This is a genomic window from Hufsiella ginkgonis (assembly GCF_009834915.1).
Classification (GTDB): domain Bacteria; phylum Bacteroidota; class Bacteroidia; order Sphingobacteriales; family Sphingobacteriaceae; genus Hufsiella; species Hufsiella ginkgonis.
This window is the reverse complement of sequence record NZ_WVHS01000004.1, coordinates 166,944-190,672: the sequence shown is the minus strand read 5'-3', so window position 1 is coordinate 190,672 and position 23,729 is coordinate 166,944. Positions and strand designations below refer to the sequence as shown.

Sequence of the window (23,729 nt, the reverse complement as noted above, 5' to 3'; positions counted from 1 at the left end):
AGGTACACCATGGATGGAAACCCGCCGGTGGTAATGCGGATCTTACCACCGGCAAGGTTTTTATTTTTAAAGCGGGTCCAGTTTTTGGGTGATCGCGCAGGCGTCCATTTTATTTGCAGGAGCCTGGAAGGGGATCTGTAATTCGTTGAAATAGGCGTCTATATGCTGGAAGAGCATTTCTGTCACGAAATTACATACGTCAACATTGGCGTTGCAGTTATTGTTGCAATTGTAGTTGATAAAACTATCCGAAGGAAAGCTGTCGAGCGGTTGAAATTTCCCGGGAAACTGTCCGTTCAGGGCATCATCCAAGGAATAATAAGGATTGTAGGGGAGGGGATCATAGTTGTGGGCTTTGATATCTGCCGACACCGCGTCGATCACGCCACCCACATAACCCGGTGTATCCATTCCGTACGATTTGTAAATGCTTTTGATCTGCGATAGAAAAGCCGGCGACCATGCATGTGGTACCACGTCGAGTGAATTCCATATTTTGCAATTGTACTGCTCATACTTATTGGCAGGGGGAGGAGTGGTCGCTTTAAAAGTGCCGCTCAGGTAGGTAACATAATCTTTGTTTCCGATATCTGGTCCGGCGGTTGCGTATACTTGCGGCAGTAACCCCTGTTTAAGCAGGGACGGCGAAATATTGCTGGCAGCGCCAAATAACGCAAGGGACAGCGCCGGTGCCAGTCCGCCGCCAAGGCTGTGACCGGTTATGGTTATCACGGTTCCCGAGGCTAACGTCGACAGGTAGGTCGCCAGGTTTACACCTGTTTTTGGATCGGGGAGGCTTAGCAGTACGCCAAGACCATCGTTCGTCCCGGTAGAGATCCTCGGTTTTAGTACCGGCTGTTCGACTGGTACACCATAAGCCCAATCTACCAGGACGCCTACTTTAGCGTCTTCCGTTTTTTCGTCGAAAATCGAAGTAGCTTTCGTGCCGGCGATGGCAATGGTATATACACCGGTGCTTCCCGTGCTGAACACAGCCATGGTATTTGTGGCAGTGGCATTGTAGGTCTTCGTTTTTGTATCCTCCTGGATGTCTGAAGGGTCTATAAAGATTGCCGGCCCCCATTCAAGCGTGGCAAAACCGCCCATCGCTGTTAAACGTTCCGGGATAGACGCAAGGAATTGGCTTTCCATCAGTTGTTCGGCGTCCTGCTGTATCAAATCCAGGTTTTCCGGAAAAGGTTGGTTTACCAATTCCGGAGCCTGGTTTGACAACATCGATAGTAAAAAGGTCTGTTGGTACTCGGTCATGACAATAGATTTAATTGTGATTAGTTTGGTTTGTGAATCAAATCTATCTATGGTTCCCGTCTTTTCTCGCTAAAAAATCGTGTTGATGTACAGAATTCAGTAATCAGGACAAGGTTGTCGTCCGAAAACCCGGGAAGTCTAATTTTTTTAGACTTTCCGCTAATTGGCGGCAGGTGCAGACTTCCCGATTTTTTTAATATATTCTGTTGGACTAAGGCCGGTATCTTTTTTGAAAGCAGCAAAAAAAGTACTTCTCGAAGTAAACCCGCACTGGTACGCCAGGCCTTCGAGCGTAAATTCTTTCCATTTCCCGGTTTCCAGGCAGCTCTTTATATGAGCAATCCGGTAAGCGTTAATAAAATCGCTGAACCGTTGCTGGTAATGCTGGTTTAACACACCCGAAAGTGTGCGCGGCTGCATGCCCATTTCGAGGGCAAGCTCGCTAACGGTGATCCCTTGCCGCATAAAAGGTTTATGCTGAAGCATAAACGTATCGATGGTTGCCGCATATATTACCAGGAGCTCTTTACCGATCCGTTTTTCTTTTACTGCAGGCTGCTCTTCGTTAACGCATGCTTCTGTGGCGGCTTCGTTTTCTTCGGCAGGCGATGCGGGCGACAGCGACTCCTGCACATAGAAAATTTCCTGGTAAAACAGCAGGTAGCATACCATGCCAAGGAAGGTAAGGCTCATTACATATAGTGGCGCCCGGCTTTCGGTGACAGCCGCATTGGGAACGTCGAGATGTTGTAGCGCAAAGACGGTTTGCACCGCAAGTCCCGAATACATCACCGTCATGAACGATGCAAACGCCACTAGCCAGGCGTATTTGCCGGCAGTTACTACCTGCTGCGGATGCGATCGCCGCCTATAGCGAATAAGGATCGGCCATAACAGGAACAGCAAATAAGCCAGTCCAAAGAACGGTCGGACCGCGTAGTGCCATAGCGCAGGTATATATCCCGATCCCAGCACGTACGACCTGTTGAAATCCTCCATAAAGTATAATACGATCTGCCGTTTTTCGGCAGTGCTTTTTAAATAGAAAGGCATCAGTTCAAGGAAATGAACCGCAGCCGGGATAAAATGCAGCCAATCCCTTTTTCTGAAAGCGTTTTCACCCAACAGGGTTGCCCGGGTATAGAAAAAATAGCATGGCGGCACCAGGTAATAAAGCGGGCTTCCCATTCGCCAGAAATGCGGCAGGTCGGCCAGCCATCCGGTAACGGTAAGGGTATGCTGAAGCGCATACCAGGCACAGGCAAATACCACGATGCTTAATAAACGATTCTGAAACAGGTTATTTCCTTTGAAAAAAAGCAGCAGGAAGGTGATGAAACCACAGAAAAGCCCGCCGATCACGAAAATGTTGTACAAAAGAATGGGATACATGAACTGTATTTGCAGCGTTTAATTTAAGATATTTTACGTAATTTGAACTGGAAATGTTCGAAATACCGGATTTGTGGAGGAATGGTTCTTTATTGGAAAAATCACCCTTTCCGGGGGATCGGTCATCGCTATTTTAGTTGTTTATTTAGAATGATGAATTACGTGCGGACCGGAGAGCGGGGATTTCAACACACCTCCCTGCCATTTATATTGTTGCTTATTCTTTCGGCGTTCACGCCGTTTACCCTCCACGCGCAGAAATACAATTTCACACAATACGATATCGAGCAGGGGCTTGTTCAATCGCAGGTGATGGAGATCTACCAGGACCCCTCCAATTACCTCTGGTTTGGCACACGCGGCGGCCTGGGCCGGTTTGACGGGAAGGAGTTTATCTCTTTCAGTAAGCTCGACGGATTGAATAATAACATGGTTACCTCTATCATGACCGACCGGAAGGGCCGCGTATGGATCGGGCAGGAAAACGGCATGTCGCGGATAGAGGGAAAGAAGGTCGTGACGATAAAGATGCCCGCTAAGGATGCGGGCGGATTGGTGCGGTTTATAAGGGAAGACGAATCCGGCCGGTTATGGCTCACCAGCAAGTCGCGGCTTTTTACGCTGGTGAACAACCAGATCGTGCCATACTATATTACCGGCCCGGGCGAGTATGTGACCACGCTGGCCAGGCATCCGTCGGGCAGGTTATACGCGGCGGTATGGGGAAAAGGTATTCACTATTATGACGGTAAAAGCTGGAGGCTCGGCGTTCCCTGTAAAGACAGCTCGGTGGTTGTTACCAAGATCGTATTCGACAGGAACGACCGGTCAAAATGCTACTTGCTTTCGTCGGGCCATATTTTTGAAACACGGGGCAGCGTGATCAGGTCGTACTCGCACCCCATGCTGGATGCGATCAGGGAACCGTTCCTGTCGATGGAGCAGGACGCCAAAGGGAACCTGTGGGTAGGGACCAACAACGGCGCTTATTGGCTGCGTAAGAAAGACCCGGTACATTTTAACGGCGACAACGGGTTTAAAACCATTAACGTGTACGATATTTTCCGCGATTCTGAAGACAATATCTGGCTGGGAACAGACGGTACCGGCGTTTTTAAGTTCGACGGCGGCGCTTATACAAGCTTTCATAAGTTTAATGGCCTGGAGCAGATGTTCATGCCCATCGCGCGCGACAGCGCAAATAACCTTTGGCTGGGTACTACCAACAACGGTCTTATCAAATATGACGGCCGGACATTTAAAAACGTGTACATCCCTTCATCAAACCCCTACAGCAAAAGTATTCTTACGATCTTTAACGATCCCAGGCATGGTTTACTTATCGGCGGGCAGGACGGCTTATGGCAATACAACGGCCGCGAGTTTAACGACCTGCTGCCCGATGCGCCGTACCCGCGGTTTGTCCGGTCGGTGATTTCTGACCGTGCAGGAACGATCTGGATGGCTGCCCCCAGGGGCTGCTTCTACCTGGAACAGGGAAAGGTAGCGCAGGTGGATAACTTCTCCGAATCAGCGGCTATGGTGACCGAGGTCGGGAGGGATTCGATCATGGCAGGTACCAACCGCGGGATCTGGCTGATCAGGAACAAAAAGCTTGACAGATCCTTCCGCCTTCCGGCCGTGAACGAAGCCACGGTACTAAGCCTGCTGCGTTACCGAAACATGCTGCTGGTAGCTACTTTTGGTGATGGCTTGTTCGTGATCGACCTCCATACCAAAGCGGTGAGGCACTACACCACCCGCGATGGATTTTACTATAACGATATTTACAGCCTTGCGCGGGATGAAAGGGGTTTATTTTGGGCCGGCACCGGCCGGGGGGTAAACCGGTTTACCATAAACCCGAAAACGCTGGAGGTGAGCGTGATCCGCGACCTGGTAAAGACGGCGCTGATAGAGTGTAACCAGAACTCCATCATCAGCTTCGATAACAAGATTTGGGTGGGCTCTACCAAGGGCCTGTACGTGTTTGATGCAACGCCCTCGGAAGACAGTCATAAAAAGCCGTTCATCAACCTGCAGTCGGTAAAGGTAGTTAACCAGGCGGCCGCGGCGGGCGATGAACAGCAAGCTAAGATCTACACTGAAAAAATTCCCGCCGCGCTGCGCCTCGACCACCGGCATAACCGGGTGCTGATCTCCTTCCGCGGGATATTCCTGACTAACCCCGACGATGTATCTTACCGCTATCGCCTAACGGGGGTGGATGAAGTGTTCAGTCAGCCGATCAAAACCAATATGATCGAGTACCCTTCGCTGCTGCCGGGCACTTACACTTTCGAGGTTAAGGCCGTTACCGGGAATGGGGTGACCTCCAATGTACGCAGTATCACGTTTACCATTACGCCGCCGTTTTACCAGACGCTGCTTTTCAGGGTGTTTGTGCTCGTGCTGCTGGTGGTGCTCATCATCAGCGTTCAGTATTACTGGACCTACCGCAAGGCGATGCAAAAGCGTGTACGCAGGCAGATCAAGCTGGAAGAGCAGCTCCGTATCCGGCGCCAGACGGCAGAAGATTTCCACGACGACATCGGCAATAAGCTTACCCGCATCGCGGTGCTCTCTGATATCCTGAACAAGCAGATAGGCGATTCGCGGCCGGAGCAGCGCGAGATCGTAGCACAGATCAAGGCCAACGCCGCCACCCTCTACAGCGGTACCAAGGATATTTTATGGGCGCTGGATCCGCAGAGCGACAATTTGTACGAGATCCTCCATTACGTACACGAGTTTGGGAACGAGCTTTTTCACAATACCGATATCGATTTTAGTTTCAACGAAACGGACCCTAAATTCCAGCGCGTCTCCCTGCCGATGGAATATAGCCGCAACATCAGCATGATCGTTAAAGAATCGCTGAACAACATCCTGAAACATTCCGGCGCCAAACAGGTAAAAGTGATGAGCTCGCCGGAGAAGGAAGGCGTGCGGATCACCATCAGCGACGACGGAAAGGGTTTCTGCCCCGATGCACCCGTGAAAGGAAGAGGATTGAACAATATGCGCATGCGCGCGAACCGGATCAACGGAACGCTCGAAGTCTGCTCTTCCCCGGGAAAAGGTACCAGTTATGAGCTTTTTATTCCTTTAACCATACAATAAGCAGCGACCACAATATGGAACGAAATATAAAAATTGTAATTATCGAGGACGACGACACCATCCGCATGGGCTATAAGATCCTGATCGGCGAGGAAGAAGGCTTCGAAGTGATCAACGCCTACGCCTCCGTGGACGAGGCGTTGAAAACCATCCGGGGGGAAGACCCGGACGTGATCCTGCTGGATATCGAGCTGCCGGGTACGAACGGCATCGAGGGTATTCCCAGGCTCAAAAAACTGCTGCCAAAGGCTTTTATCCTCATTCTCACGGTATACGAGTCGGAGAAGCTTATTTTCGACGCGCTGAGCAACGGCGCCGCCGGGTACCTTACCAAAGATACCCCCGCCGACAAAATCTGCGCCGCCGTGCGCGAAGTGATCAAAGGTGGCGGGCCCATGAGCATTAACATCGCCCGCATCGTGATCAAGTCGTTCCGCAAAAACCAGGATTCGCCGCTCTCCAAGCGCGAAACACAGATCCTCGAAATGGTAGGAGAAGGAAAAAGCCGCAGCCAGATCGCCCGGGAGCTGTTCATCGACCTGGAAACGGTGCGTTCACATATCAAGAACATTTATATAAAGCTGGATGTGAACTCGCGCGCCGACGCGATTAAGATGGCGAGGGAAAATAAGTTGATTTAGGATCGCTTACAACCGGTCACCGGCGCTAATTCGCTACCCGGTAATTCCCCGGCGTCATGTTATAAGTCCCCTTAAACAGCCGGATAAACGAGCTGGGGCATTCGAAGCCCACCAGGTCTACGATCTCATTAACGGAATTGGTGCTGTTCTTCAGCAGGTATTGTGCGCGCTGTAAACGTACCTTGATCAGGTATTGATGTGGTGAACAGCTAAATGCCTGTTTAAAGGTGCGGAGCAGGTGATTTACCGATAAACAGGCCTGCTGGCTAATGTCTGCAAGACTAATGGGCCGGTTATAATTGCTCAGGATATAATCTTTGGCGATGGCCAGCCGTTTCAGGATCTCGATCTTGGTCTGGCTGTTCAGGAAGTCGAGTTTTTTACTTTTCTGGACCACTTCCTGGTTGTACACCCGGTAATAAAGGGCCAGCGAATGGTGCATGTACTCGTTGTACAGCATGTCGTTGTCTACATTATTTTCTATGTGTTTTTTCAGGTGAAGCATGTTGAATTTCAGGTCGCCGGAAAGCGGGTACAGCGTTTCGAGGAAATTGGGAACGTCGTTCTGCCAGGTAGCGAAAGGATCGTCGAGGAGGGTGCGGTCGCTGCTGCGCTGGCTGCGGTGAAAATCTTTTAAGAATTGCGGGGCGAAGGAGACTGACAGCGTATGCACCGGCACATCCGAATAGATGCGGCGTGAAAAGCTTGTTCCTTCGTTTAATACCAGGAAGCTGTCGGGGTAGATCTTGAGGTTGCGGGTACCTATCGTGTAGTTTTCGTTGCCGCTGAACACCATGCGCATAGAAAAATCGCTGCCCTGTTTAGGATACGAAACATCACTGGAAATCTCACTGAAGATCCTGTTCTGGTTTTGTAGAATTTTTACGGTTCTCATGATTTATTCTCCTCGTATTCGCGTTCTTCCAGTAGCACATATTTGTTGCCGGAGGCATCTTCGATGGTCACTGCCAGTCCCATTGCCGTGTATTGCGGTTTCTGGCCTGGGGAAATGCCTTTCTGCAGTAGCTCGTTGTAGTCCTTCAGGCAATCGTCTGTGTTAATAATGAGGGTCCCCGCGCTTCCCGGGCCTCCGTTTACCAGGAGCATGCGGTGCGGGTCTGTTACGTTCAGCCCCACGATAATGCCTTCCAGGTTGCCGGTAATAAACGCCTTCCGCCAATAGATAAAGCCAAAAAAGTCCAGCAGGAAATCCTTCACACTTTCGGGATCCTTTACCTGCACAGGCGTATATTTTAGTGTTAAATCCATTATCACTACTAAGCATTCAAAGCTATCCTGATTATAATGTGCGAGTATCACCCCAAGTGGGGGATTTTGAAAATATGCTGTGGTGAATTAAAGTATCATGGTAGTTTTGAACCTGTTAGCGCAGCCCATGTTAAGAAAACCACTCTTTGACCGTCTTTTTTTTGCCGCCGCGGCGATATTTTGGGCGTACGCCGGAAGGGGGCAAGCTGCCTATGATTTCCCCGGCGGTGCCGCAGGCGAGGTGGCCGCGTTATTTGCGCCAGGTATCATCTCGGATGGCCTGAACAACCGCGATTTTACGCTTTCGCCGGATGGCAAAACGGTCTATTTTTCTTCCGGCCGGCCGGTTGATACAAGGGATTCCACCCGCGACTTCGATATTGGAAAGTAGAAAAAAACGGTCGGCGGCCGGGGTACACCCGTGCATCTCGGTAACGAGGTGAATTCGCCGGGGAACGAGTTTTACCCTTCGGTGACGCGTTCCGGTAACCTCTATTTTACGGCCCGGCTTGCCCGCGGCTACGGGGAGGAAGACATCGTGGTATGCGAAAGCGTGAACGGCAAGTTTCGGAAACCGGTGCTGCTCGATACCGCTATTAATACCAAGGGCGATGAGTTTAACGCTTTGTGGATCCCGACGAGACCTGGTAGGCTTATTTACGGCCCCGGGCAATACTTCCGATGATATCTATTTTGTAAAATTCGTCCAATAAGACCCGCTTATTGCAAAATTGGTTACATATAACCACATTTTTCTTTATTGATATACTAAATCACACTTTTTTTTGAAGCTTTTTCAAATAGGTGATTGCCGCATATTTGCCCGGCACGCGTTTCTGTAACATTGGTCTTTCTTCTTCCGAGGAGTTAAAAGTATGAGTTTAACTTAATCTCTCGAACCATGTTCAGCAATTTCCCCCATCCGCCGTGAGCGTTCGCGCGACGCTACAGTGCCGAGAAAGGCACCTATTCAATCAAGAGAAAATTATAATGACAAACACATGAAACAAAAATTACTCATTTTCTTCCTGAGCTTATTTACAGTTGCACAGGCTGTAGCTCAAACCCGCACCGTTACCGGAACCGTTACCGGAAATGACGACGGCGGGCCGATCCCGGGAGTATCGGTACGTGTTAAAGGTACCCAGGTCGCCGTGCAAACCAATGCCAGCGGCGTATATTCTATCCGCCTGGCCGATAACCAGAACGTGATCACTTTTACATCCATCGGGTATAAAACCCACGATGAAACGATTGGTAACCGTACTACGGTAAATGTAGGGCTTACCCCGGACGTATCTAACCTGAACGAGGTAGTGATCACCGGTTACGGCGTGGAGCAGAAACGTGATATTGCAGGCGCTGTATCCCGGGTAACCGGTGCCGAGATTGAAAATATGCCGGTAGCCAGTTTCGACCGTGCCATACAGGGCAAAATGTCGGGCGTGCTGGTACAGGGCAGCAGCGGTATCCCGGGGGGTAACGTGCAGATGCGTATCCGCGGAAGCGGCTCCATCAACGCGGGGAACGATCCGCTGTATATTGTGGACGGTGTGCAGATGCAGGGCGGTGATATTTCGCGCAGCTTAACGTCTGCCAACCTCCTGAACGCCATCAACCCGAACGATATCGAATCGATCGACGTGCTTAAAGATGCCGCATCCGCGGCTATTTACGGTTCGCAGGCAGCTAACGGCGTAGTGATCATTACCACCAAAAGAGGAAAGTCGGGAAAAACGAAACTGACCCTGAACTACCAGACCGGCGGCACAGACATGATTAACAAAACGCCGGTTACCAACGGGCCGCAGTTCCTGGAACTGATGTACGAAGCGAGACGGAACCTGCTCCTGGCGCAGGGTCTCAACGCCACCCAGGCCACGCAGGTAGCCGATGCGCGTTCTACGTCGCTATACGGCTTCGTACCGTCCACTTTCGGTAACGCCCCGACCTACGACTGGCAGGAAGCCATGACCCGCCGCGGCAATACCAACCTCATCGAGGGTAACGCGAACGGCGGTAACGAAAGCACGCAGTTCTACCTTTCGGGATCTTACCAGAAGCTGAACGGCCAGATCATTAAGTCTGACTTCAGCCGCGGCACCATGCACCTGAACCTGAACCATAAGGCATCCAGCCGCTTGTCGTTCGATACCAAGCTGAACCTGTCTACCATCACGCAAAATGCGGTAGAAAGCTCTAACCAGAGCGGCAGCTTGTTCCTTTCTGGCGTAACTATTCCGTCGATCCAGCCGATCTACAATCCCGACGGCACCTATGCCGAGCCGGTACTGGGAACACGTCCGTCTAACGTGATCAAGCAAACCAACTACAACAAAAACCTGGGCGTTACCAACCAGCTGACAGGTTCTGTGGGCGCTGATTTCGAGATCGTTTCCGGTCTGAAGTTCCGTTCTGCCTGGAACCTCGATTATACCGACATCGTAGAAGACCGCTATATCGACCCGCGTACCAGGGACGGCGCAGCCTTCGGCGGGCAAGCAAACGAGCTGAATACACGTCGTGCTAACTGGTCGACAGACCAGGTATTTAACTACATCAAGAAGTTTAACGAGGACAACAACCTGACGGCGCTGCTTGGTTTCAGCTACCGTAACGTGGTTGATAACACCATCACCGCGCAGGGCCGCAGCTTCCCTAACGAGTTGTTCCAGACGTTACAGTCGGCGGCTACGCCATTCGGTGTAAACTCCAGCTTTACCACTTACCGCACCGCGGGATATTTCACCAAGGTGAACTACACTTACAAAGGCCGGTACATCATAAACAGCACCCTGCGTTATGACGGAAGCTCACGTTTCGGGGCCGACAAAAAATACGGCTGGTTCCCGTCGGTATCGCTTGCCTGGAGACTAAGCGATGAATCGTTCGTTAAAAAGATCGACGCCATCAGCGAACTGAAGCTGCGCGGCTCTTACGGCATCACCGGTAACCAGCAGATCGGTAACTTCGACTCGCGTTCGCTTTTCCAGGGAAATGCGGCCAGCGCGTATAACGGGATCGGTGGTATTACCCCAACCGGTCTGGGTAACGCTGTGCTTTCGTGGGAAGAAAACCATAGCATAGACCTGGGACTTGATTTCGCCTTCTTTAACTCGCGCCTGGCGGGAACATTCGATGCGTTCAGGAGAACTTCGAAGGACCTGCTGCTCGATCGTCCGCTGCCATCTACTTCAGGCTTTACCACCATCAGCCAGAACATCGGCTCGGTAAAGAACGAAGGCCTCGAACTGGAACTTACTACCCAGAATATCACCAGCAAAGCCTTCAAATGGTCGACCAACTTTAACTGGACGCTCATTCGCAGCCGCGTATTAAAACTCAATGAAGGACTTGACCGTATCATCTCCTCCAACGCCTTTGTGGGTAAGCCGCTCGGCTCCATTTACGTGGTTGAGTTTGCCGGCGTAAATGCGGCGACGGGTCGCCCGTTCTGGTACGATGCGAACAACAACATCACTTACCAGCCATCAGAAAGCGCCGGTGTGAACGACGCCCGCCGGATCATCGGCAAATCGGTGCCCGATTCTTATGGCGGTATCGGCAACACCTTCAGCTACAAGGGTGTAGACCTTAACGTGTTCTTTCAGGGACAGTTCGGTAATACGCTGATCAATAACAACTCTTTCTTTGGCGAGCGCTCCGGTTCATCAGAAACTAACCACACCATGCGTGTATACGATCGCAGGTGGCGGCAGCCCGGCGACATCACCGACTGGCCGAAGATGTACAACTCTACCGAGCCGCTTAACAGGGGATTGGCGTCTTTCTCCAGCCGTAACTACGAAAGCGGCGCCTACATCCGGTTAAAAACCGTTACTCTTTCTTATAGCTTACCGGCTTCGTGGCTTACCAAAGCGAAGATGAGAAGCGTGCGTATCAACCTCGAAGCGTACAACTTATTAACATTTACCGGGTATACCGGCTATGATCCCGAGGTTACCGGCTCCGATCTTGGCGTGTTCCCGCAAGGAAAGACCCTTACAGCAGGCATCCAGGTTGGATTTTAATTTCAGATAATATTAATCAAATGAAAAAACTTGCAATATATTTCTCTCTGTTCCTGGCAACGGTGTTGTTCTCGTGCAACGACCTGCTGGAAACACAGCCGCGGCAATCTATCGATGCCGACATTGCGCTTACTACCGCGACCGGCGTAAACGGGGTATTGAACGCGGTGTATGGCGCCTATCGGTCGGGCACCAACTATGGTACCAACCGGGTGATCCTGCCTGAGGTGCTGGCGGATAACGTGATCAACACGTCGACCAACAACAACTCCTGGAGAACACAGGAAACCAATAACCTTGGTACCGGAACCGGTGCATGGGATAACAACTACCTGATCATCCTGCGTTGTAACCTGATCATCGACGCGGTAGAAAGCGGCATCATCACCGATGCTACCGCGGCCCAGTTAGCAATGTTTAAAGGCGAAGCGTTGTTTTTCCGCGGGCTGGCTTATTTCCAGCTGGCGACTTCTTACGGGTATATCCCCGGTAAAGAGGTAAACGGCTGGAAAGCGAGCGTGCCGATCATCCTCACCCCTACAAAGACGCTGCAGGATGTAACTTACCCAGAGCGGGCGACCAACACGCAGGTGTATGACCAGATCAAAGCCGATCTTACCGCCGCGATCACGGTGCTTAACAATACCGGCCGGAGCTCTAAAGGGTATGTTTCCAAAGCCGCTGCACAGGCGTTGTTATGCCGCGTGAGCCTGTACCTGAATGATTATACCGCAACGATCTCGTTAGCCAACGAGGTGCTTGGTACCGCTACCATCAACACCAAGGCGACAAGCGTTGCACAAACCGGTACCGCGCTGGTAACCATGTGGCGTACTGCGAGCGAGAAATCGGAGTCTGTCTGGGAGATCATTTACGGAACTTCCGACAACCTGGGTACATCGTCGCTGCAATCATGGTATACCGTGTTCCCGAAACCGGTGAATGCTACCTGTACCGGCAACCCGGCACGTTCCAGCTTCGGCGACCTGGCTGTTTCCACTACGCTGTTAGCGGCATATGATGCCGCCGACATCCGTAAAACACAGTTGATAGAAGGGCCGTATTGCAAAGGGTCTACCGGTTACTATTTCAGCAACAAGTTCAGCGGAACGGCCGGCACTTTCGGCCAGGATAACGTGATGGTATTGCGTACCTCCGAAGTATTGCTTAACCGCGCAGAGGCTTACGCGAAATCGAACCAGCTTGCACTGGCGGTTACCGACCTGAACGTGATCAGGAGCCGTGCCGGTTTATCCACCTATGTGCTGGGCACGCCGGCGAACCTGGTAACGGAGATCCTGTTACAGCGCCGCCTGGAGCTCGCATTTGAAGGCCACCGCTGGTTTGACCTGATCCGTAACCAATCTGACATTCCTAAAGCGCCAGGACTCAGCGCCGTATCGTCTATCGCGTATACCGATACCCGGATCATCGGGTCGATACCTACCGCGGCCGTCGATGCCAACAAGAAGCTGGTACAAAACCCTGGTTATTAAAAATTAGAAGAGAAATGAAGAACTTAATCAGATTAACTTATGTGCTCATCGCAGCACTGCTTTTCACCTCCTGCGAAAAGCTGGAGGAAGAGAAACCCGTGTATAACGGTCCCGCGCAGGTGGAAATAGATGCGGCGGTGTTAAACGCCGCGCTGAGCGGCAGGACTTACCCGATGCTAACCCGCATACCCGGGTACGGACGGCCGGCCCTGAGCACGGCTACTACCTTTACAGACGTAACACCTAATATCACGGTGCCTGCCGATCCTTTGCTGACCCGTACTTCCGGGACCGTGAAATTCCGGGTGAACCTGGTCACCGCACAGCGCTCTGCCGCCGAGGTGATCAAGTACCGCGTGATGGATACGGAAACCATCGGCGGTACCGCTACCACGGTAACCACTGCACAATCCGGGGTACACTACACCACTTCCGGCCAGTTTACGCTGCCTGCGAACTCGAGCTTCGGCGAGATCGAAGTGGTGATCCTTAACCCCGGCGTAACCACCGGTACCCGTGACCTCGTTATCGAATTATTGGGTAACGACAACATTAAGCCGTCGCCCAACTACAGCAAACTGGGCATCCGTATCGCGCAGAACTAAGCGCTGTTAATTACTGTTAAAGAGCCACCCCAATGGGGTGGTTTTTTTGTTTGGGGCAGTGGTTGGTGTTTTTGGCATACCGGAGGCCTCCTTTAAGGAGGAACTTTAGTCAAAAATCAACCATAATCATGAAATCTAAACTAGTAATTGCCTGTGTAACAGCCTTGTTTATGGCTGTCCAGGCCCGCTCGGAAGAGCCTAAAAGTTATACCGCCGTAATCAGTACCTTTATTTCGGGGCATGTTAATACCGATGCCAAGAAGCTCGACAACGTGCTGAGCGACGACGCAACGTTTAAGATCCCGCGCCAGAATAAAGTGATCGTGCAATCGCGCAGTGCACTGCTCAATGCCATGAAACAAGAAAGCGGTGTGGTTCAAAACTGCAGCTCATCCTACCAGCTGATCACTAAAACCGATGCGCTGATCATGGCCCGTGTGGATTTTAAATATCCTGGGTTCGTTCAGCAGAACTTTATCACCATGGAACGTTCCGGCGATGCCGGATGGAAGATCACCCAGGTATACAAGATCTCGGAGAATGCGGAAAAGAATGCAGGCAGCTACCCGTTGGTGACCGCGGTCGACTAGCGCCATGGCTGATACTACCCGGACGCCCGCACCATATTGATGAAAACTGAACCGATGGGCTCCCGGGATTTCCCTGAGCCGGTGCGAAAATGAACCATCCCGTTAAAAGCTGTCCTTGTTAAGGGCGGCTTTTTTTGCGCAATGTACGAGGCAGCCATTCATTGAATACAGTATATTTACTGATCAAATAGCTTGATTATGGTGAAGCCGCGAATCGGCGAACTCTCTTTTGAACTATTGCTTGGCGGCATGTTGCTTGCATTCGTCGTGGTGATGCTGATGCTGCCTTCGGTCACTTTCCTGGCAGGTTACCGGCTAACGCCCTGGCATTTCCCGGTGTCGCTTGTAATTGTGTACGTGACCGTTTTGGTATACTCCCGGAAGGGTAACCTTACCAGGTACTTTAAGGCAATTGGCGCACACCTGGCATTGGTAGCATCAGCCGTATTTGCCGCTTCCGTAACCTATGATACTTCCTACGATGGCCAGGCTTATCACCAGGAAACCGTTTATCAGCTTAAAAATGGATGGAACCCGGCCAGGGAAATACCGCCCGATAGCGTCAGTTATGCAATTTGGATAAATCATTATGCGAAAGGTGCGGAGCTTTCGTCGGCTGTTATTTACGGTTTTACAGACCGGATCGAAAGTGGTAAAGCCACCAATATCCTGCTTGCTGTGGCGGGTTTCTTCCTTTGCGTGTGTGCGCTAACTGCCGCAACGCCATTGTCACGCTATAAAGTGTTATTGCTGAGCGCCTTTGCAGCACTCAACCCGGTTACTATTACCCAACTGTTCAGTTTTTGCATCGACGGCCAGTTAGCATCGCTACTACTGTGCCTGGCTTCAGCTTGCTGCCTCGTCTTCGCGGAAGCAAGCCGCACAAATCTGGTCCTCCTGGGATTGAGTATGCTGATGGTTATCAATATTAAATTCACCGGTGTGCCGTTTGTGGGGATATTTATCATTGGATTGTTCGCCATTATGGTATTTAGAAGACGGACAAACGACCTGAAACGGACCGCCTTATGCGTGGCCATAGCGGGAGCCGCCGCCATCGGTATAGCCGGTTACAATCCGTATGTAAAAAATTCGCTGAGTAAAGGTCACCCGTTTTATCCGCTGATGACGGCCTCGGGAAAGCCGGCGGTAGATATCTTCATCATGAACACGCCCGTTTCCTTTCGGGAAAAGAACAGGTTCGAGAAGTTTTTTATCTCCATTTTTTCGCATACCGAAAATGTTTCTGCCTACCCGGCAACCTCTCCCCGGTTAAAAATCCCCTTTTCGGTTGATCGCATGGAGATACGGGATGCCGTTCTTCCCGACACACGCATCGCTGCGCTGGGACCGTTCTTTTGCGGCATATTCCTTTTGGCCGTTGGGTTGGTTGTTGGCGAACTGGTTCGCGTAAAATCACTTCCCGGCATTACTTATATGTTGTATGCGCTTACTATACTGGCGGTATCAATATTTATCGTTTCGGAGGCGTGGTGGGCGCGATTGGTGCCGCAGTTATGGCTCGTTCCCCTGTTGTTTATCCTTTTGCTCGAGCTGGCTTCGTTATCACCGCTTTCCAGGAGAATAAAAAGTATTCTCTACCTGGCTCTTTTTTTTAATATAGGGCTCAGCCTGTTATCAATTCCTAAAAACATCGTGCAAACCATATTCCTGCGATACCAATTGGCGGAGATGCGCGCCTCACGATCTCCCGTATTAGTCAATTTCGGTTTTCTTCCGGCAAGCCGGACCAGGTTACGCGAAGCGGGAATCAATTACCGTGAAGTAACTGCTTTCCCCGCAGAAAAAAATGAGTCCTGGTTGGCTTGTTCCAGCACCCGGTACAGGATAGGACCGACGGCAGTGTCAAAAGAGCCGCGTTATATCGGTCTGCTGAGGAAAATTCCGGGCGCCGACCTTCGCACTTATTAAGGACCTCGGCGGTAGCGAGAGATCTATTTCTTTGCCAGCGTATATTTACCCCAGAAATCGGTTACGCTAAACATCGACATGAAGTCTATACCACCCGGTCCGCCCATGCGCATACCGCCGCCGCCCATCGGAGCACCGTTAATTACCACCGTGGGAGCGCCGCCGCCAGCCATTGACGGAGGAGGAGGGGGCAGGTTTAGCTGCATGCCGTTCAGCTTAATGTTGTAGGTAAATTCTTTCGGGTTATTGGTAGTGATGCTGAGGTATTTTAACGGGATGGCCAGTTCATACGTATAGTTCCTGTTGCCGTCGAACAGCGCACGGGCCTTGATGCCTTCTTCGTTGTAAATAGAAAGCAACGAGTCTGTGATGTCTTTGATGCCGAACACTTTGATGTCTTTCAGCTTGTCTATCTGCTGTCGGTTCATTTCGTACATAATGGAGTCGGCACGTTTCATCATTGCAGCGGGATCCCCGGAAGGCGGTCCCCCCATTATTACGGTCTGACCCGGGCGACCACCCGGACCGCCGGCACCACCCATGGCCGTACGCATGCCTTGCATCATAGACATCATATCGTTTTTAGGCGGCACAGGGAACATGATAGAGATCCCCTCTTTTTCTTTTTTCTTGCCGGTAGTGTTTACCGTAAATGTAAGGCCACCGCGCATGATCTTATTGGTAATACCCGAATTGGTGGATTGAACCGCAAGGTACAGGTTGTCGTCGTCGTTGGTGATCGTATAAAACAGCGATGTCGACTTATTATATGCCTGGAAAGCGGGCCATTCTGTCGCCTTACCGTCAATTTTGATGTTTGCCGGCGGCCGGAGGCTCACCTCCTGCTGGTCGGGCAACTTCTGCGCGAAAGAACTTACGGCAACCATACTCCAAACACACAAGCCCGATACAACTTTTAATAATTTCATTTTAAGTATATTACGATAAATAATTAAGGACCAAAGGTAACTGAAATTCCCGGTTAGCGGTAATCTTCGCGTACCGGGCTGAAAATATCCAGCAGTTTACAATCTGTTAACGAGGTTCCGCCGTGTAAAGTATCCGAAGGCACCAGTGCGAACAGGCCGGGGTTCAGCACCCGGGTATCGTCGTTGATGGTGAGCTCGAATTCGCCCTCCAGTACGAAGGTATACTGCTCATGCGGATGTTTATGCAGTGCGACATGGTTGCCGGCTTTTACTTCAATAAAATTAATTGTATTGCCCGAGGTGTGGATCAGTTTGGAAAAGAACCCCGGGGCGATCTCTTTTACAAGGATGTCGTCGAAGCTATAAAAGGGAGATTCGGTCATGTACAAGTATACGAAAAAGGCTGGTGGCTATAGGGTCGGAAACCATCTTAAATTACAGGTTACAAGCTATCGGTTATCGGCAGCTATCAGTCATCAGTCATCAGCTATCAGCTATCAGCTATTAGCTATCAGCCATCAGCTCCCTACAACAGGAAGAGGCCGTCTTTTTAGGACGACCTCTTGTATTTGACAGCTTTCGTTAATTAAAGCGCGGCGGATTTAACGGTTTTGATGATACGTGCGGCAACTTTGTACGGATCTGCGGCCGAGTTCGGACGACGATCTTCCAGGTAACCTTTCCAGCCCCATTTAGGAACCTGAACGGGGATACGGATCGAAGCGCCACGGTCAGAAACACCGAAGCTAAAGTCGTGGATACTTGCAGTTTCGTGCTTACCGGTTAAGCGCAGGTGGTTGTCTGCACCATAAACTTCAATGTGCTCTTTTACTACCGGGCGGAAAGATTCGCAGATCTTATCGAAGATCTCTTTGCTTCCCGCGGTGCGCAGGGTAGTGTTAGAGAAGTTGGCGTGCATGCCTGAACCGTTCCAGTCGAGCGCTCCAAGCGGTTTGCAATGCCAGTTGATGGATACGCCGTATTTTTCACCGATTCTTTCGAGCAGGTAGCGGGCAACCCAGATCTGGTCGCCGCAATCCGCAGCACCTTTTGAGAAGATCTGGAACTCCCACTGACCGGCGGCAACTTCGGCGTTGATGCCTTCTACGTTCAGGCCTGCCTCTAAACAAACATCGAGGTGTTCTTCAACGATCTCTCTGCCGTAAGCATTTTGTGCACCTACAGAACAGTAGTAAGGGCCTTGCGGACCGGGATAGCCTCCTGCGGGGAACCCAAGAGGTTTATTGGTGGCAGGATCCCACAGGAAGTACTCTTGCTCGAAACCAAACCAGAAGTCGTTATCGTCATCCTCTATCTCGGCACGACCATTCGATTCGTGCGGGGTCCCGTCTGCCGACAATACTTCACACATCACCAGGTAGCCATCTTTACGTTGCGGGTCAGGGCAAACAAACACTGGTTTTAACAAGCAGTCCGACGATCCGCCAGGTGCCTGCTCGGTAGAAGAACCGTCGAAACTCCACATCGGAAGGTCCTCTAATTTGCCGCTAAAATCTTTTTCAATTTTAGTTTTACTACGTAGGCTCTGGGTGGGTTTGTATCCATCGAGCCAGATGTACTCAAGTTTTGCCATTGTTTGATTGATTTATAAATTTTGGGGTGTAGGTTTGCAGTTCTGTTATTAAAACACCTATTTTAACGGCTAATGTACATTATTTTGATAAAAACAATGCGATTTTTTAAAGATTTTACATTTTTTTTTGTGAAAACATCATCGGCCGGATTTATTGCCTTTCAACCGCCGGATTTCGTTGTAAAATATAATTTTTGGTAAAAAAGATTATGAAGAATCGGTGAAGAACGCGATATTATGATACCATACACTTCATTAATCCCCGATGGCCAAGAATCTGTTATTTATTTATGGAACATTGCTGCAAACCGGGAATAAATATGCAGAATATTTGAAAGAGCGGAGTGTCCGGATAGGATCAGGCTGTTTTAAAGGGTATTTGTACGACATCGGGAACTATCCCGGCGCGGTACATGACCCGGCTGCCGAAAGCGTGGTTTGTGGCACCGTGGTAGCTATCAGCGACCCGGAGGTATGGCCGGTGCTGGATCAATATGAAATGATAAGCGAAATTCCCGATCCGTCCGACGAATACGTCCGCAAAATAGTGAACATCTGCACCGCCACCGGTGATATGGAATGCTGGGTTTACCTGTATAACTGGCCGGTGGACAAGCATGTGTTTATTTCGGATGGCGATTACTTAAGTTATAAGGCCTCGAATTAACTGCCTGGCTGCCGGGGTTTCCCGTCTCGCGGGTTCTGCCGCGTCTGCTGGCTGCTTGTAATACGAAGAACGCCGGAAGGTGACGTGATTTTGTCAGCTCCCGGCGTTTTGATCGGTTTATCGTGCGAAATGTTATTTACTCCAGTACGCTTCACTCCACCTGAGCTCGTTCCTCAGCTGGTCGAGCTTCGTGTCCTTATCGATCCTCACGCACTCGATCCCGGCGATAGCCGCGAAATCCGCCATCTGCCCGGCGTCCAGGTTTTGGCTGTAAGCGGTGTGATGCGCTCCACCGGCGTAGATCCAGGCGGCGCAGCCGGTTTTCATATCCGGTAACGGTTTCCAGAGCACGCGGGCTACGGGTAATTTAGGAAGATCGTGGAGCGGTTCGATGGCTTCCACCTCGTTTACGAGCATCCGGAAGCGGTTGCCCATATCGACGATAGAGGCGTTGATGGCCGGCCCGCCTGCTACGTTAAATACGAGGCGCGCCGGGTCGCTTTTGCCGCCGATGCCGAGCGGGTGTACCTCCAGCGACGCCCTGCCCCTGGCGATGGACTCGTCGATCTCCAGCATATGCGAACCTAGCACCAGCTGATTGGCGGGGTCGAAGTGATAGGTGTAGTCTTCCATAAAGGCGTTGCCTCCCGGGAGGCCTGTACCCATCACTTTACAGGCGCGAACAAGGGCTGCGGTTTTCCAGTCGCCCTCTCCGGCGAAGCCGTACCCTTCGTTCATTAAGCGCTGTGCCGCGATACCGGGCAACTGGAGCATGCCGTGGAGGTCTTCGAAAGTGTCGGTGAACCCTTTAAAACCGCCTTGCTGTAAGAAGGCACGCAGGCCGATCTCGATCCGGGCCGCCTCTCTCACGGACGTATGGCGGTCGCCGCCTTTGCGGAGATCGGCCGACATGGTGTAACGGTCTTCATATTCGGTGATGAGGTGGTCGAGCGACTGGTCGCTTACTTCGCCTACCAGTTTCACGAGGTCGCCGATGCCGTAGGAATTTACGGAGTAACCGAATTTCAGCTCGGCTTCCACCTTATCGCCGTCGGTAACGGCTACGTAACGCATATTATCGCCAAAGCGGGCGAATTTAGCGCCCTGCCAGTCGTACCAGCCGGCGGCTACGCGGGTCCAGCCGCCAATCTGTGCGAGCGCTTCAGGGTCTTGCCAATGCCCAACCACCACCTTCCGTTCCAGGCGCATGCGCGATACCATAAAGCCGAACTCCCGGTCGCCATGGGCGCTCTGCGTGAGGTTCATGAAGTCCATGTCGATGGTGCTCCATGGCAGGTCGCGGTTATACTGGGTATGCAGGTGCAGCAGGGGCTTCTTTAAAATGCCCAGGCCGCGGATCCACATTTTCGCGGGAGAGAAAGTGTGCATCCACGCAATCAGGCCGATACAGTTTTCGGCTACGTTGGCTTGCTGGATCACCTGGTAAATTTCTTCCGTCGATTTAACCGTCGGCTTAAATACCACCCTCACCGGGATCTGTGATGCCGCATCGAGCCCCAGGGCAATTTCCCGTGAGTGTTCGGCTACCTGTTTGAGTGTTTCCTCACCATATAAGTCCTGGCTACCGGTGATGAACCAGACTTCGAAACTTTTGAGATCTATCATTTGGGTTTGACGTTAGGTGTTATGCGTTTGACGTTCCGGCGTAATGCCTGTAGTGAAGACAAACGAAAACGAGGTGTTGATTTAATTGCTTTTTATTAATCCGTTTATAGTGATCTTCCGGAACGTCGAACGTCCCACGTTAAACTTCCAGCCATTGCTACTGGCCGTAGTACGAGTCGGGGCCGTGTTTCCGTTCGTAGTGTTTTTTAATCAATGAGTCTTGTAAGCGCGGCGTATCTTTTCTTACCTGCTCTGTGAGCAGCGCCATTTTGGCTACCGTTTCGAGCACCGCGCTGTTGTAAACGGCTTTTTCGGGAGTTTTCCCCCAGGTAAACGGGGCATGGTTTCCTACCAGTACCATTTCAACTTCCTGGTAGTCCAGGCCTTTTTCTGTAAAGTGGTCCATGATCTGGAAACCGGTCTGGTATTCATAGTCACCCACGATCATCGCATCGCTCATCGGCGGAGCACAGGGAATATCCACGGTGTTATGATCTGCGTGGGTGGTGCCAAATATCGGGATATCGCGTTGCGCCTGCGCCCATGCCGTAGCATAGGTGGAATGCGTGTGTACGATGCCGTTAATTTGTTCCCAGTGTTTGTAGAGCACGGCGTGTGTTTTGGTGTCGGAAGAGGGGCGTAGATCGCCCTGTACGGTTTTTCCGTCGAAGTCTACGATCACCATCATGTCCGGTGTCAGGTTTTCGTAGGGCACGCCGCTCGGCTTAATGGCGAATACACCCAGTGAGCGGTCGGCGGCGCTTACGTTTCCAAAAGTAAATAATACGAGACCGAGCTTCGGGAGCTCCATGTTGGCGTCGTAGGCCGATTGTTTGATATGCTGATAGATACTCATCGGGTAATTGTTTCAACGAGATTTCCTGCGGTGGTATATTGTTCGTAGCGTTTTGCGTAAATGGCCGCCTTTTCAGCGTCCGGCTCATAAATGGCATCGAAACCCTGGCCCATGGCTTCCATGGCGTCTTCTACACGGGGATAGATACCGGCTGCCGTCGCGGCGAACATGGCGGCACCGATGGCGCAGGTTTGTTCTGAACGGTGGATCTTAATGGGCATATTCATCACATCGGCCATCATCTGCATAATGTACGGCGACTTCCGGGCTACGCCGCCCAGGCCGATCAGCCCTTTTACGGGGATGCCCTGTTCGATGAAGCGGTCTACGATCTTGCGGGCGCCGAAACAGGTCGCTTCCGCCAGTGCGCGGAATAATTTGACGGCATCGCTGCCCAGGCCTAAGCCTAAAAACGCACCTTTTAGCGCCTGGTTGGCATCCGGCGTGCGCCGTCCGTTCATCCAGTCGATCGCCAGCTCTCCATATTCCTCTACGGGAAGCTGTTCTGCGAGCCTGCTCAGCTCGGGAATGATCCGCGCTTCGACGTCGTTAACGAGTACCTGTGCCAGTTCAGCGGTAAGCACGCTGCTTTCGGTAACGAGGTGCTTCAGCGGCCACATGAGCAGGTTCCTGAACCAGGCATAGGCATCGCCGAAGGCAGACTGGCCCGCCTCCATGCCGATCATGCCGGGAATGATGGATCCGGGCACCTGGCCGCAGATCCCTTTTACGAGGGTATCGTTCACTTCCGTTGCGGGAGCTACCAACATGTCGCAGGTAGACGTTCCCATTACCTTACTCAGGAAGTAGGGCTCTATCTGGCCGCCCACGGCGCCCATGTGCGCATCGAATGCGCCGATGCCGATGATCACCGCCGTGGAAAGTCCCAGGCGGGCGGCCCATTCTTCGCCCAGGGTGCCTGCCGCCTGGTCGGCCGTGTAAGTTTCGGTAAACAGCCTTGACGTATAGCCGGCCAGCAACGGATCGAGCGAGCTGAAAAATTCTTCGGGCGGGAGCCCTCCAAATTCTGCCGCCCAGAGCGATTTATGCCCCGCGGAACATACGCCCCTGCGGATATCTGCCGACCGTTTGCCGCCTGCCAGCAGGAACGGGATCCAGTCGCAATGTTCTACCCAGGAGTAACAGGCGTTCCTGACGTCCTCGTCTGTGCGGAGAATATGGAGCAGTTTTGACCAGAACCACTCTGAAGAGTAGATACCGCCCACGAACTGCAGGTAATTTACCGGGAACCGGGTGGCGTGCTCGTTGATCTCTGCGGCTTCATTTACGGAAGTATGGTCCTTCCAAAGCACAAACATGGCATTGGGGTTGTGTTCAAACCCGGGAAGCAGGGCCAGGGGTATACCGCTGTGATCGACGGCCACGGGAGTAGATCCGGTGGTGTCTACGGAGATCGCTTTTACCTGCGCGGCTACTGCCGGCCCGGCCTGTTCGAGGCATGATTTAATGGTAAATTCAAGACCCTCGACGTAGTCTAGCGGGTGCTGCCTGAATTGGTTCCGAGAGGGATCACAATACAATCCTTTTTTCCAACGTGGATAATAATATATAGCAGAGGCGATTTCCTGGCCGGATTGCGTGTTAACAAGCACCGAACGGACGGAATCCGTGCCATAGTCTACGCCGATTACAAAGCTTTCAGTAGTCATCAGTTTATTTCGTGTCTAAGTAACACTTATTTTTTTGTT

The 23,729-nt window shown here is 51.5% G+C and carries 20 protein-coding genes; 10 read left to right on the top strand and 10 right to left on the bottom strand.

What is annotated here, in order from left to right:
• Positions 1–66 precede the first annotated feature (66 nt).
• Complete coding sequence (locus GS398_RS17190; protein WP_160908050.1) at positions 67–1,269, bottom strand: lipase family protein; 1,203 nt, start codon at positions 1,267–1,269, stop codon at positions 67–69.
• Between the two features lie 159 nt (positions 1,270–1,428).
• Entirely contained in the window at positions 1,429–2,661 is a 1,233-nt protein-coding gene (locus tag GS398_RS17185; RefSeq protein ID WP_160908049.1) for a helix-turn-helix domain-containing protein, read from the bottom strand.
• Between the two features lie 150 nt (positions 2,662–2,811).
• Here GS398_RS17185 and GS398_RS17180 point away from each other — a divergent pair, with 150 nt between their 5' ends.
• On the top strand, positions 2,812–5,784 hold the full coding sequence (locus tag GS398_RS17180) for a sensor histidine kinase (RefSeq protein ID WP_160908048.1): 2,973 nt from the start codon (positions 2,812–2,814) through the stop codon (positions 5,782–5,784).
• Between the two features lie 14 nt (positions 5,785–5,798).
• Positions 5,799–6,425 (top strand): response regulator transcription factor, encoded by a 627-nt coding sequence (locus GS398_RS17175; RefSeq protein ID WP_160908047.1) that lies wholly within the window; start codon positions 5,799–5,801, stop codon positions 6,423–6,425.
• Between the two features lie 25 nt (positions 6,426–6,450).
• Here GS398_RS17175 and GS398_RS17170 read toward each other — a convergent pair whose 3' ends face one another.
• Positions 6,451–7,320 (bottom strand): helix-turn-helix domain-containing protein, encoded by an 870-nt coding sequence (locus tag GS398_RS17170; RefSeq protein WP_202406114.1) that lies wholly within the window; start codon positions 7,318–7,320, stop codon positions 6,451–6,453.
• Positions 7,317–7,694, bottom strand: coding sequence for a VOC family protein (locus GS398_RS17165; protein WP_160908046.1), 378 nt, complete (start codon positions 7,692–7,694; stop codon positions 7,317–7,319). The genes GS398_RS17170 and GS398_RS17165 overlap by 4 nt, the downstream gene beginning before the upstream one ends.
• Positions 7,695–7,821: 127 nt before the next feature.
• On the opposite strand from GS398_RS17165, the gene GS398_RS17160 reads away from it, so the two are divergent.
• From GS398_RS17160 to GS398_RS17130, 7 genes are all read left to right on the top strand, one after another.
• Positions 7,822–8,085: a PD40 domain-containing protein gene (locus GS398_RS17160; protein ID WP_160908045.1), complete on the top strand. Its 264-nt coding sequence runs from the start codon at positions 7,822–7,824 to the stop codon at positions 8,083–8,085.
• Between the two features lie 30 nt (positions 8,086–8,115).
• Positions 8,116–8,379: a hypothetical protein gene (locus GS398_RS17155; protein ID WP_160908044.1), complete on the top strand. Its 264-nt coding sequence runs from the start codon at positions 8,116–8,118 to the stop codon at positions 8,377–8,379.
• 316 nt (positions 8,380–8,695) lie between these two features.
• Positions 8,696–11,725 carry a SusC/RagA family TonB-linked outer membrane protein gene (locus GS398_RS17150; RefSeq protein ID WP_160908043.1) on the top strand — a complete coding sequence of 1,010 codons (3,030 nt, stop codon included), beginning with the start codon at positions 8,696–8,698 and terminating at the stop codon, positions 11,723–11,725.
• 20 nt (positions 11,726–11,745) lie between these two features.
• Positions 11,746–13,221 carry a RagB/SusD family nutrient uptake outer membrane protein gene (locus GS398_RS17145; RefSeq protein WP_160908042.1) on the top strand — a complete coding sequence of 492 codons (1,476 nt, stop codon included), beginning with the start codon at positions 11,746–11,748 and terminating at the stop codon, positions 13,219–13,221.
• A 14-nt stretch (positions 13,222–13,235) separates the two neighbouring features.
• Positions 13,236–13,826, top strand: a complete 591-nt coding sequence (locus tag GS398_RS17140; protein WP_160908041.1) for a hypothetical protein — start codon at positions 13,236–13,238, stop codon at positions 13,824–13,826.
• A gap of 128 nt (positions 13,827–13,954) precedes the next feature.
• Positions 13,955–14,416, top strand: coding sequence for a nuclear transport factor 2 family protein (locus GS398_RS17135; RefSeq protein WP_160908040.1), 462 nt, complete (start codon positions 13,955–13,957; stop codon positions 14,414–14,416).
• Positions 14,417–14,614: 198 nt separating this feature from the next.
• Complete coding sequence (locus GS398_RS17130; protein WP_160908039.1) at positions 14,615–16,348, top strand: hypothetical protein; 1,734 nt, start codon at positions 14,615–14,617, stop codon at positions 16,346–16,348.
• A 23-nt stretch (positions 16,349–16,371) separates the two neighbouring features.
• Here GS398_RS17130 and GS398_RS17125 read toward each other — a convergent pair whose 3' ends face one another.
• The 3 genes from GS398_RS17125 to GS398_RS17115 all read right to left on the bottom strand — a co-directional run bounded on the left by GS398_RS17125 (position 16,372) and on the right by GS398_RS17115 (position 18,871).
• Positions 16,372–17,277: a hypothetical protein gene (locus GS398_RS17125; protein ID WP_160908038.1), complete on the bottom strand. Its 906-nt coding sequence runs from the start codon at positions 17,275–17,277 to the stop codon at positions 16,372–16,374.
• A gap of 53 nt (positions 17,278–17,330) precedes the next feature.
• The gene (locus GS398_RS17120; RefSeq protein ID WP_160908037.1) at positions 17,331–17,660 is read right to left on the bottom strand and encodes a cupin domain-containing protein; all 330 of its coding nucleotides are present in this window, start codon (positions 17,658–17,660) and stop codon (positions 17,331–17,333) included.
• 203 nt (positions 17,661–17,863) lie between these two features.
• Positions 17,864–18,871, bottom strand: coding sequence for a glutamine synthetase beta-grasp domain-containing protein (locus GS398_RS17115; protein ID WP_160908036.1), 1,008 nt, complete (start codon positions 18,869–18,871; stop codon positions 17,864–17,866).
• A gap of 265 nt (positions 18,872–19,136) precedes the next feature.
• Here GS398_RS17115 and GS398_RS17110 point away from each other — a divergent pair, with 265 nt between their 5' ends.
• Complete coding sequence (locus GS398_RS17110) at positions 19,137–19,538, top strand: gamma-glutamylcyclotransferase family protein (protein WP_160908035.1); 402 nt, start codon at positions 19,137–19,139, stop codon at positions 19,536–19,538.
• A gap of 132 nt (positions 19,539–19,670) precedes the next feature.
• Here the strand turns inward: GS398_RS17110 and araA are convergent, their stop codons facing one another.
• The 3 genes from araA to GS398_RS17095 form a co-directional block, all read right to left on the bottom strand.
• On the bottom strand, positions 19,671–21,164 hold the full coding sequence (gene araA, locus GS398_RS17105; RefSeq protein ID WP_160908034.1) for an L-arabinose isomerase: 1,494 nt from the start codon (positions 21,162–21,164) through the stop codon (positions 19,671–19,673).
• A gap of 157 nt (positions 21,165–21,321) precedes the next feature.
• Positions 21,322–22,020 (bottom strand): L-ribulose-5-phosphate 4-epimerase, encoded by a 699-nt coding sequence (locus GS398_RS17100; protein ID WP_160908033.1) that lies wholly within the window; start codon positions 22,018–22,020, stop codon positions 21,322–21,324.
• Positions 22,017–23,690, bottom strand: a complete 1,674-nt coding sequence (locus tag GS398_RS17095; RefSeq protein WP_160908032.1) for a ribulokinase — start codon at positions 23,688–23,690, stop codon at positions 22,017–22,019. Before GS398_RS17095 ends, GS398_RS17100 begins: the two co-directional genes overlap by 4 nt.
• Between the last annotated feature and the right edge of the window lie 39 nt (positions 23,691–23,729).

Bases quoted from the DNA above. Each gene is read 5' to 3' on its own strand.
- GS398_RS17125 (WP_160908038.1), bottom strand. From the start codon at position 17,277: ATGAAATTATTAAAAGTTGTATCGGGCTTGTGTGTTTGGAGTATGGTT.
- GS398_RS17185 (WP_160908049.1), bottom strand. From the start codon at position 2,661: ATGTATCCCATTCTTTTGTACAACATTTTCGTGATCGGCGGGCTTTTC.
- GS398_RS17095 (WP_160908032.1), bottom strand. From the start codon at position 23,690: ATGACTACTGAAAGCTTTGTAATCGGCGTAGACTATGGCACGGATTCC.
- GS398_RS17110 (WP_160908035.1), top strand. From the start codon at position 19,137: ATGGCCAAGAATCTGTTATTTATTTATGGAACATTGCTGCAAACCGGG.
- GS398_RS17190 (WP_160908050.1), bottom strand. From the start codon at position 1,269: ATGACCGAGTACCAACAGACCTTTTTACTATCGATGTTGTCAAACCAG.
- GS398_RS17130 (WP_160908039.1), top strand. From the start codon at position 14,615: ATGGTGAAGCCGCGAATCGGCGAACTCTCTTTTGAACTATTGCTTGGC.
- GS398_RS17180 (WP_160908048.1), top strand. From the start codon at position 2,812: ATGATGAATTACGTGCGGACCGGAGAGCGGGGATTTCAACACACCTCC.
- GS398_RS17115 (WP_160908036.1), bottom strand. From the start codon at position 18,871: ATGGCAAAACTTGAGTACATCTGGCTCGATGGATACAAACCCACCCAG.
- GS398_RS17135 (WP_160908040.1), top strand. From the start codon at position 13,955: ATGAAATCTAAACTAGTAATTGCCTGTGTAACAGCCTTGTTTATGGCT.
- GS398_RS17160 (WP_160908045.1), top strand. From the start codon at position 7,822: ATGTTAAGAAAACCACTCTTTGACCGTCTTTTTTTTGCCGCCGCGGCG.
- GS398_RS17100 (WP_160908033.1), bottom strand. From the start codon at position 22,020: ATGAGTATCTATCAGCATATCAAACAATCGGCCTACGACGCCAACATG.
- GS398_RS17120 (WP_160908037.1), bottom strand. From the start codon at position 17,660: ATGACCGAATCTCCCTTTTATAGCTTCGACGACATCCTTGTAAAAGAG.
- GS398_RS17145 (WP_160908042.1), top strand. From the start codon at position 11,746: ATGAAAAAACTTGCAATATATTTCTCTCTGTTCCTGGCAACGGTGTTG.
- GS398_RS17175 (WP_160908047.1), top strand. From the start codon at position 5,799: ATGGAACGAAATATAAAAATTGTAATTATCGAGGACGACGACACCATC.
- araA (WP_160908034.1), bottom strand. From the start codon at position 21,164: ATGATAGATCTCAAAAGTTTCGAAGTCTGGTTCATCACCGGTAGCCAG.
- GS398_RS17170 (WP_202406114.1), bottom strand. From the start codon at position 7,320: ATGAGAACCGTAAAAATTCTACAAAACCAGAACAGGATCTTCAGTGAG.
- GS398_RS17140 (WP_160908041.1), top strand. From the start codon at position 13,236: ATGAAGAACTTAATCAGATTAACTTATGTGCTCATCGCAGCACTGCTT.
- GS398_RS17150 (WP_160908043.1), top strand. From the start codon at position 8,696: ATGAAACAAAAATTACTCATTTTCTTCCTGAGCTTATTTACAGTTGCA.
- GS398_RS17165 (WP_160908046.1), bottom strand. From the start codon at position 7,694: ATGGATTTAACACTAAAATATACGCCTGTGCAGGTAAAGGATCCCGAA.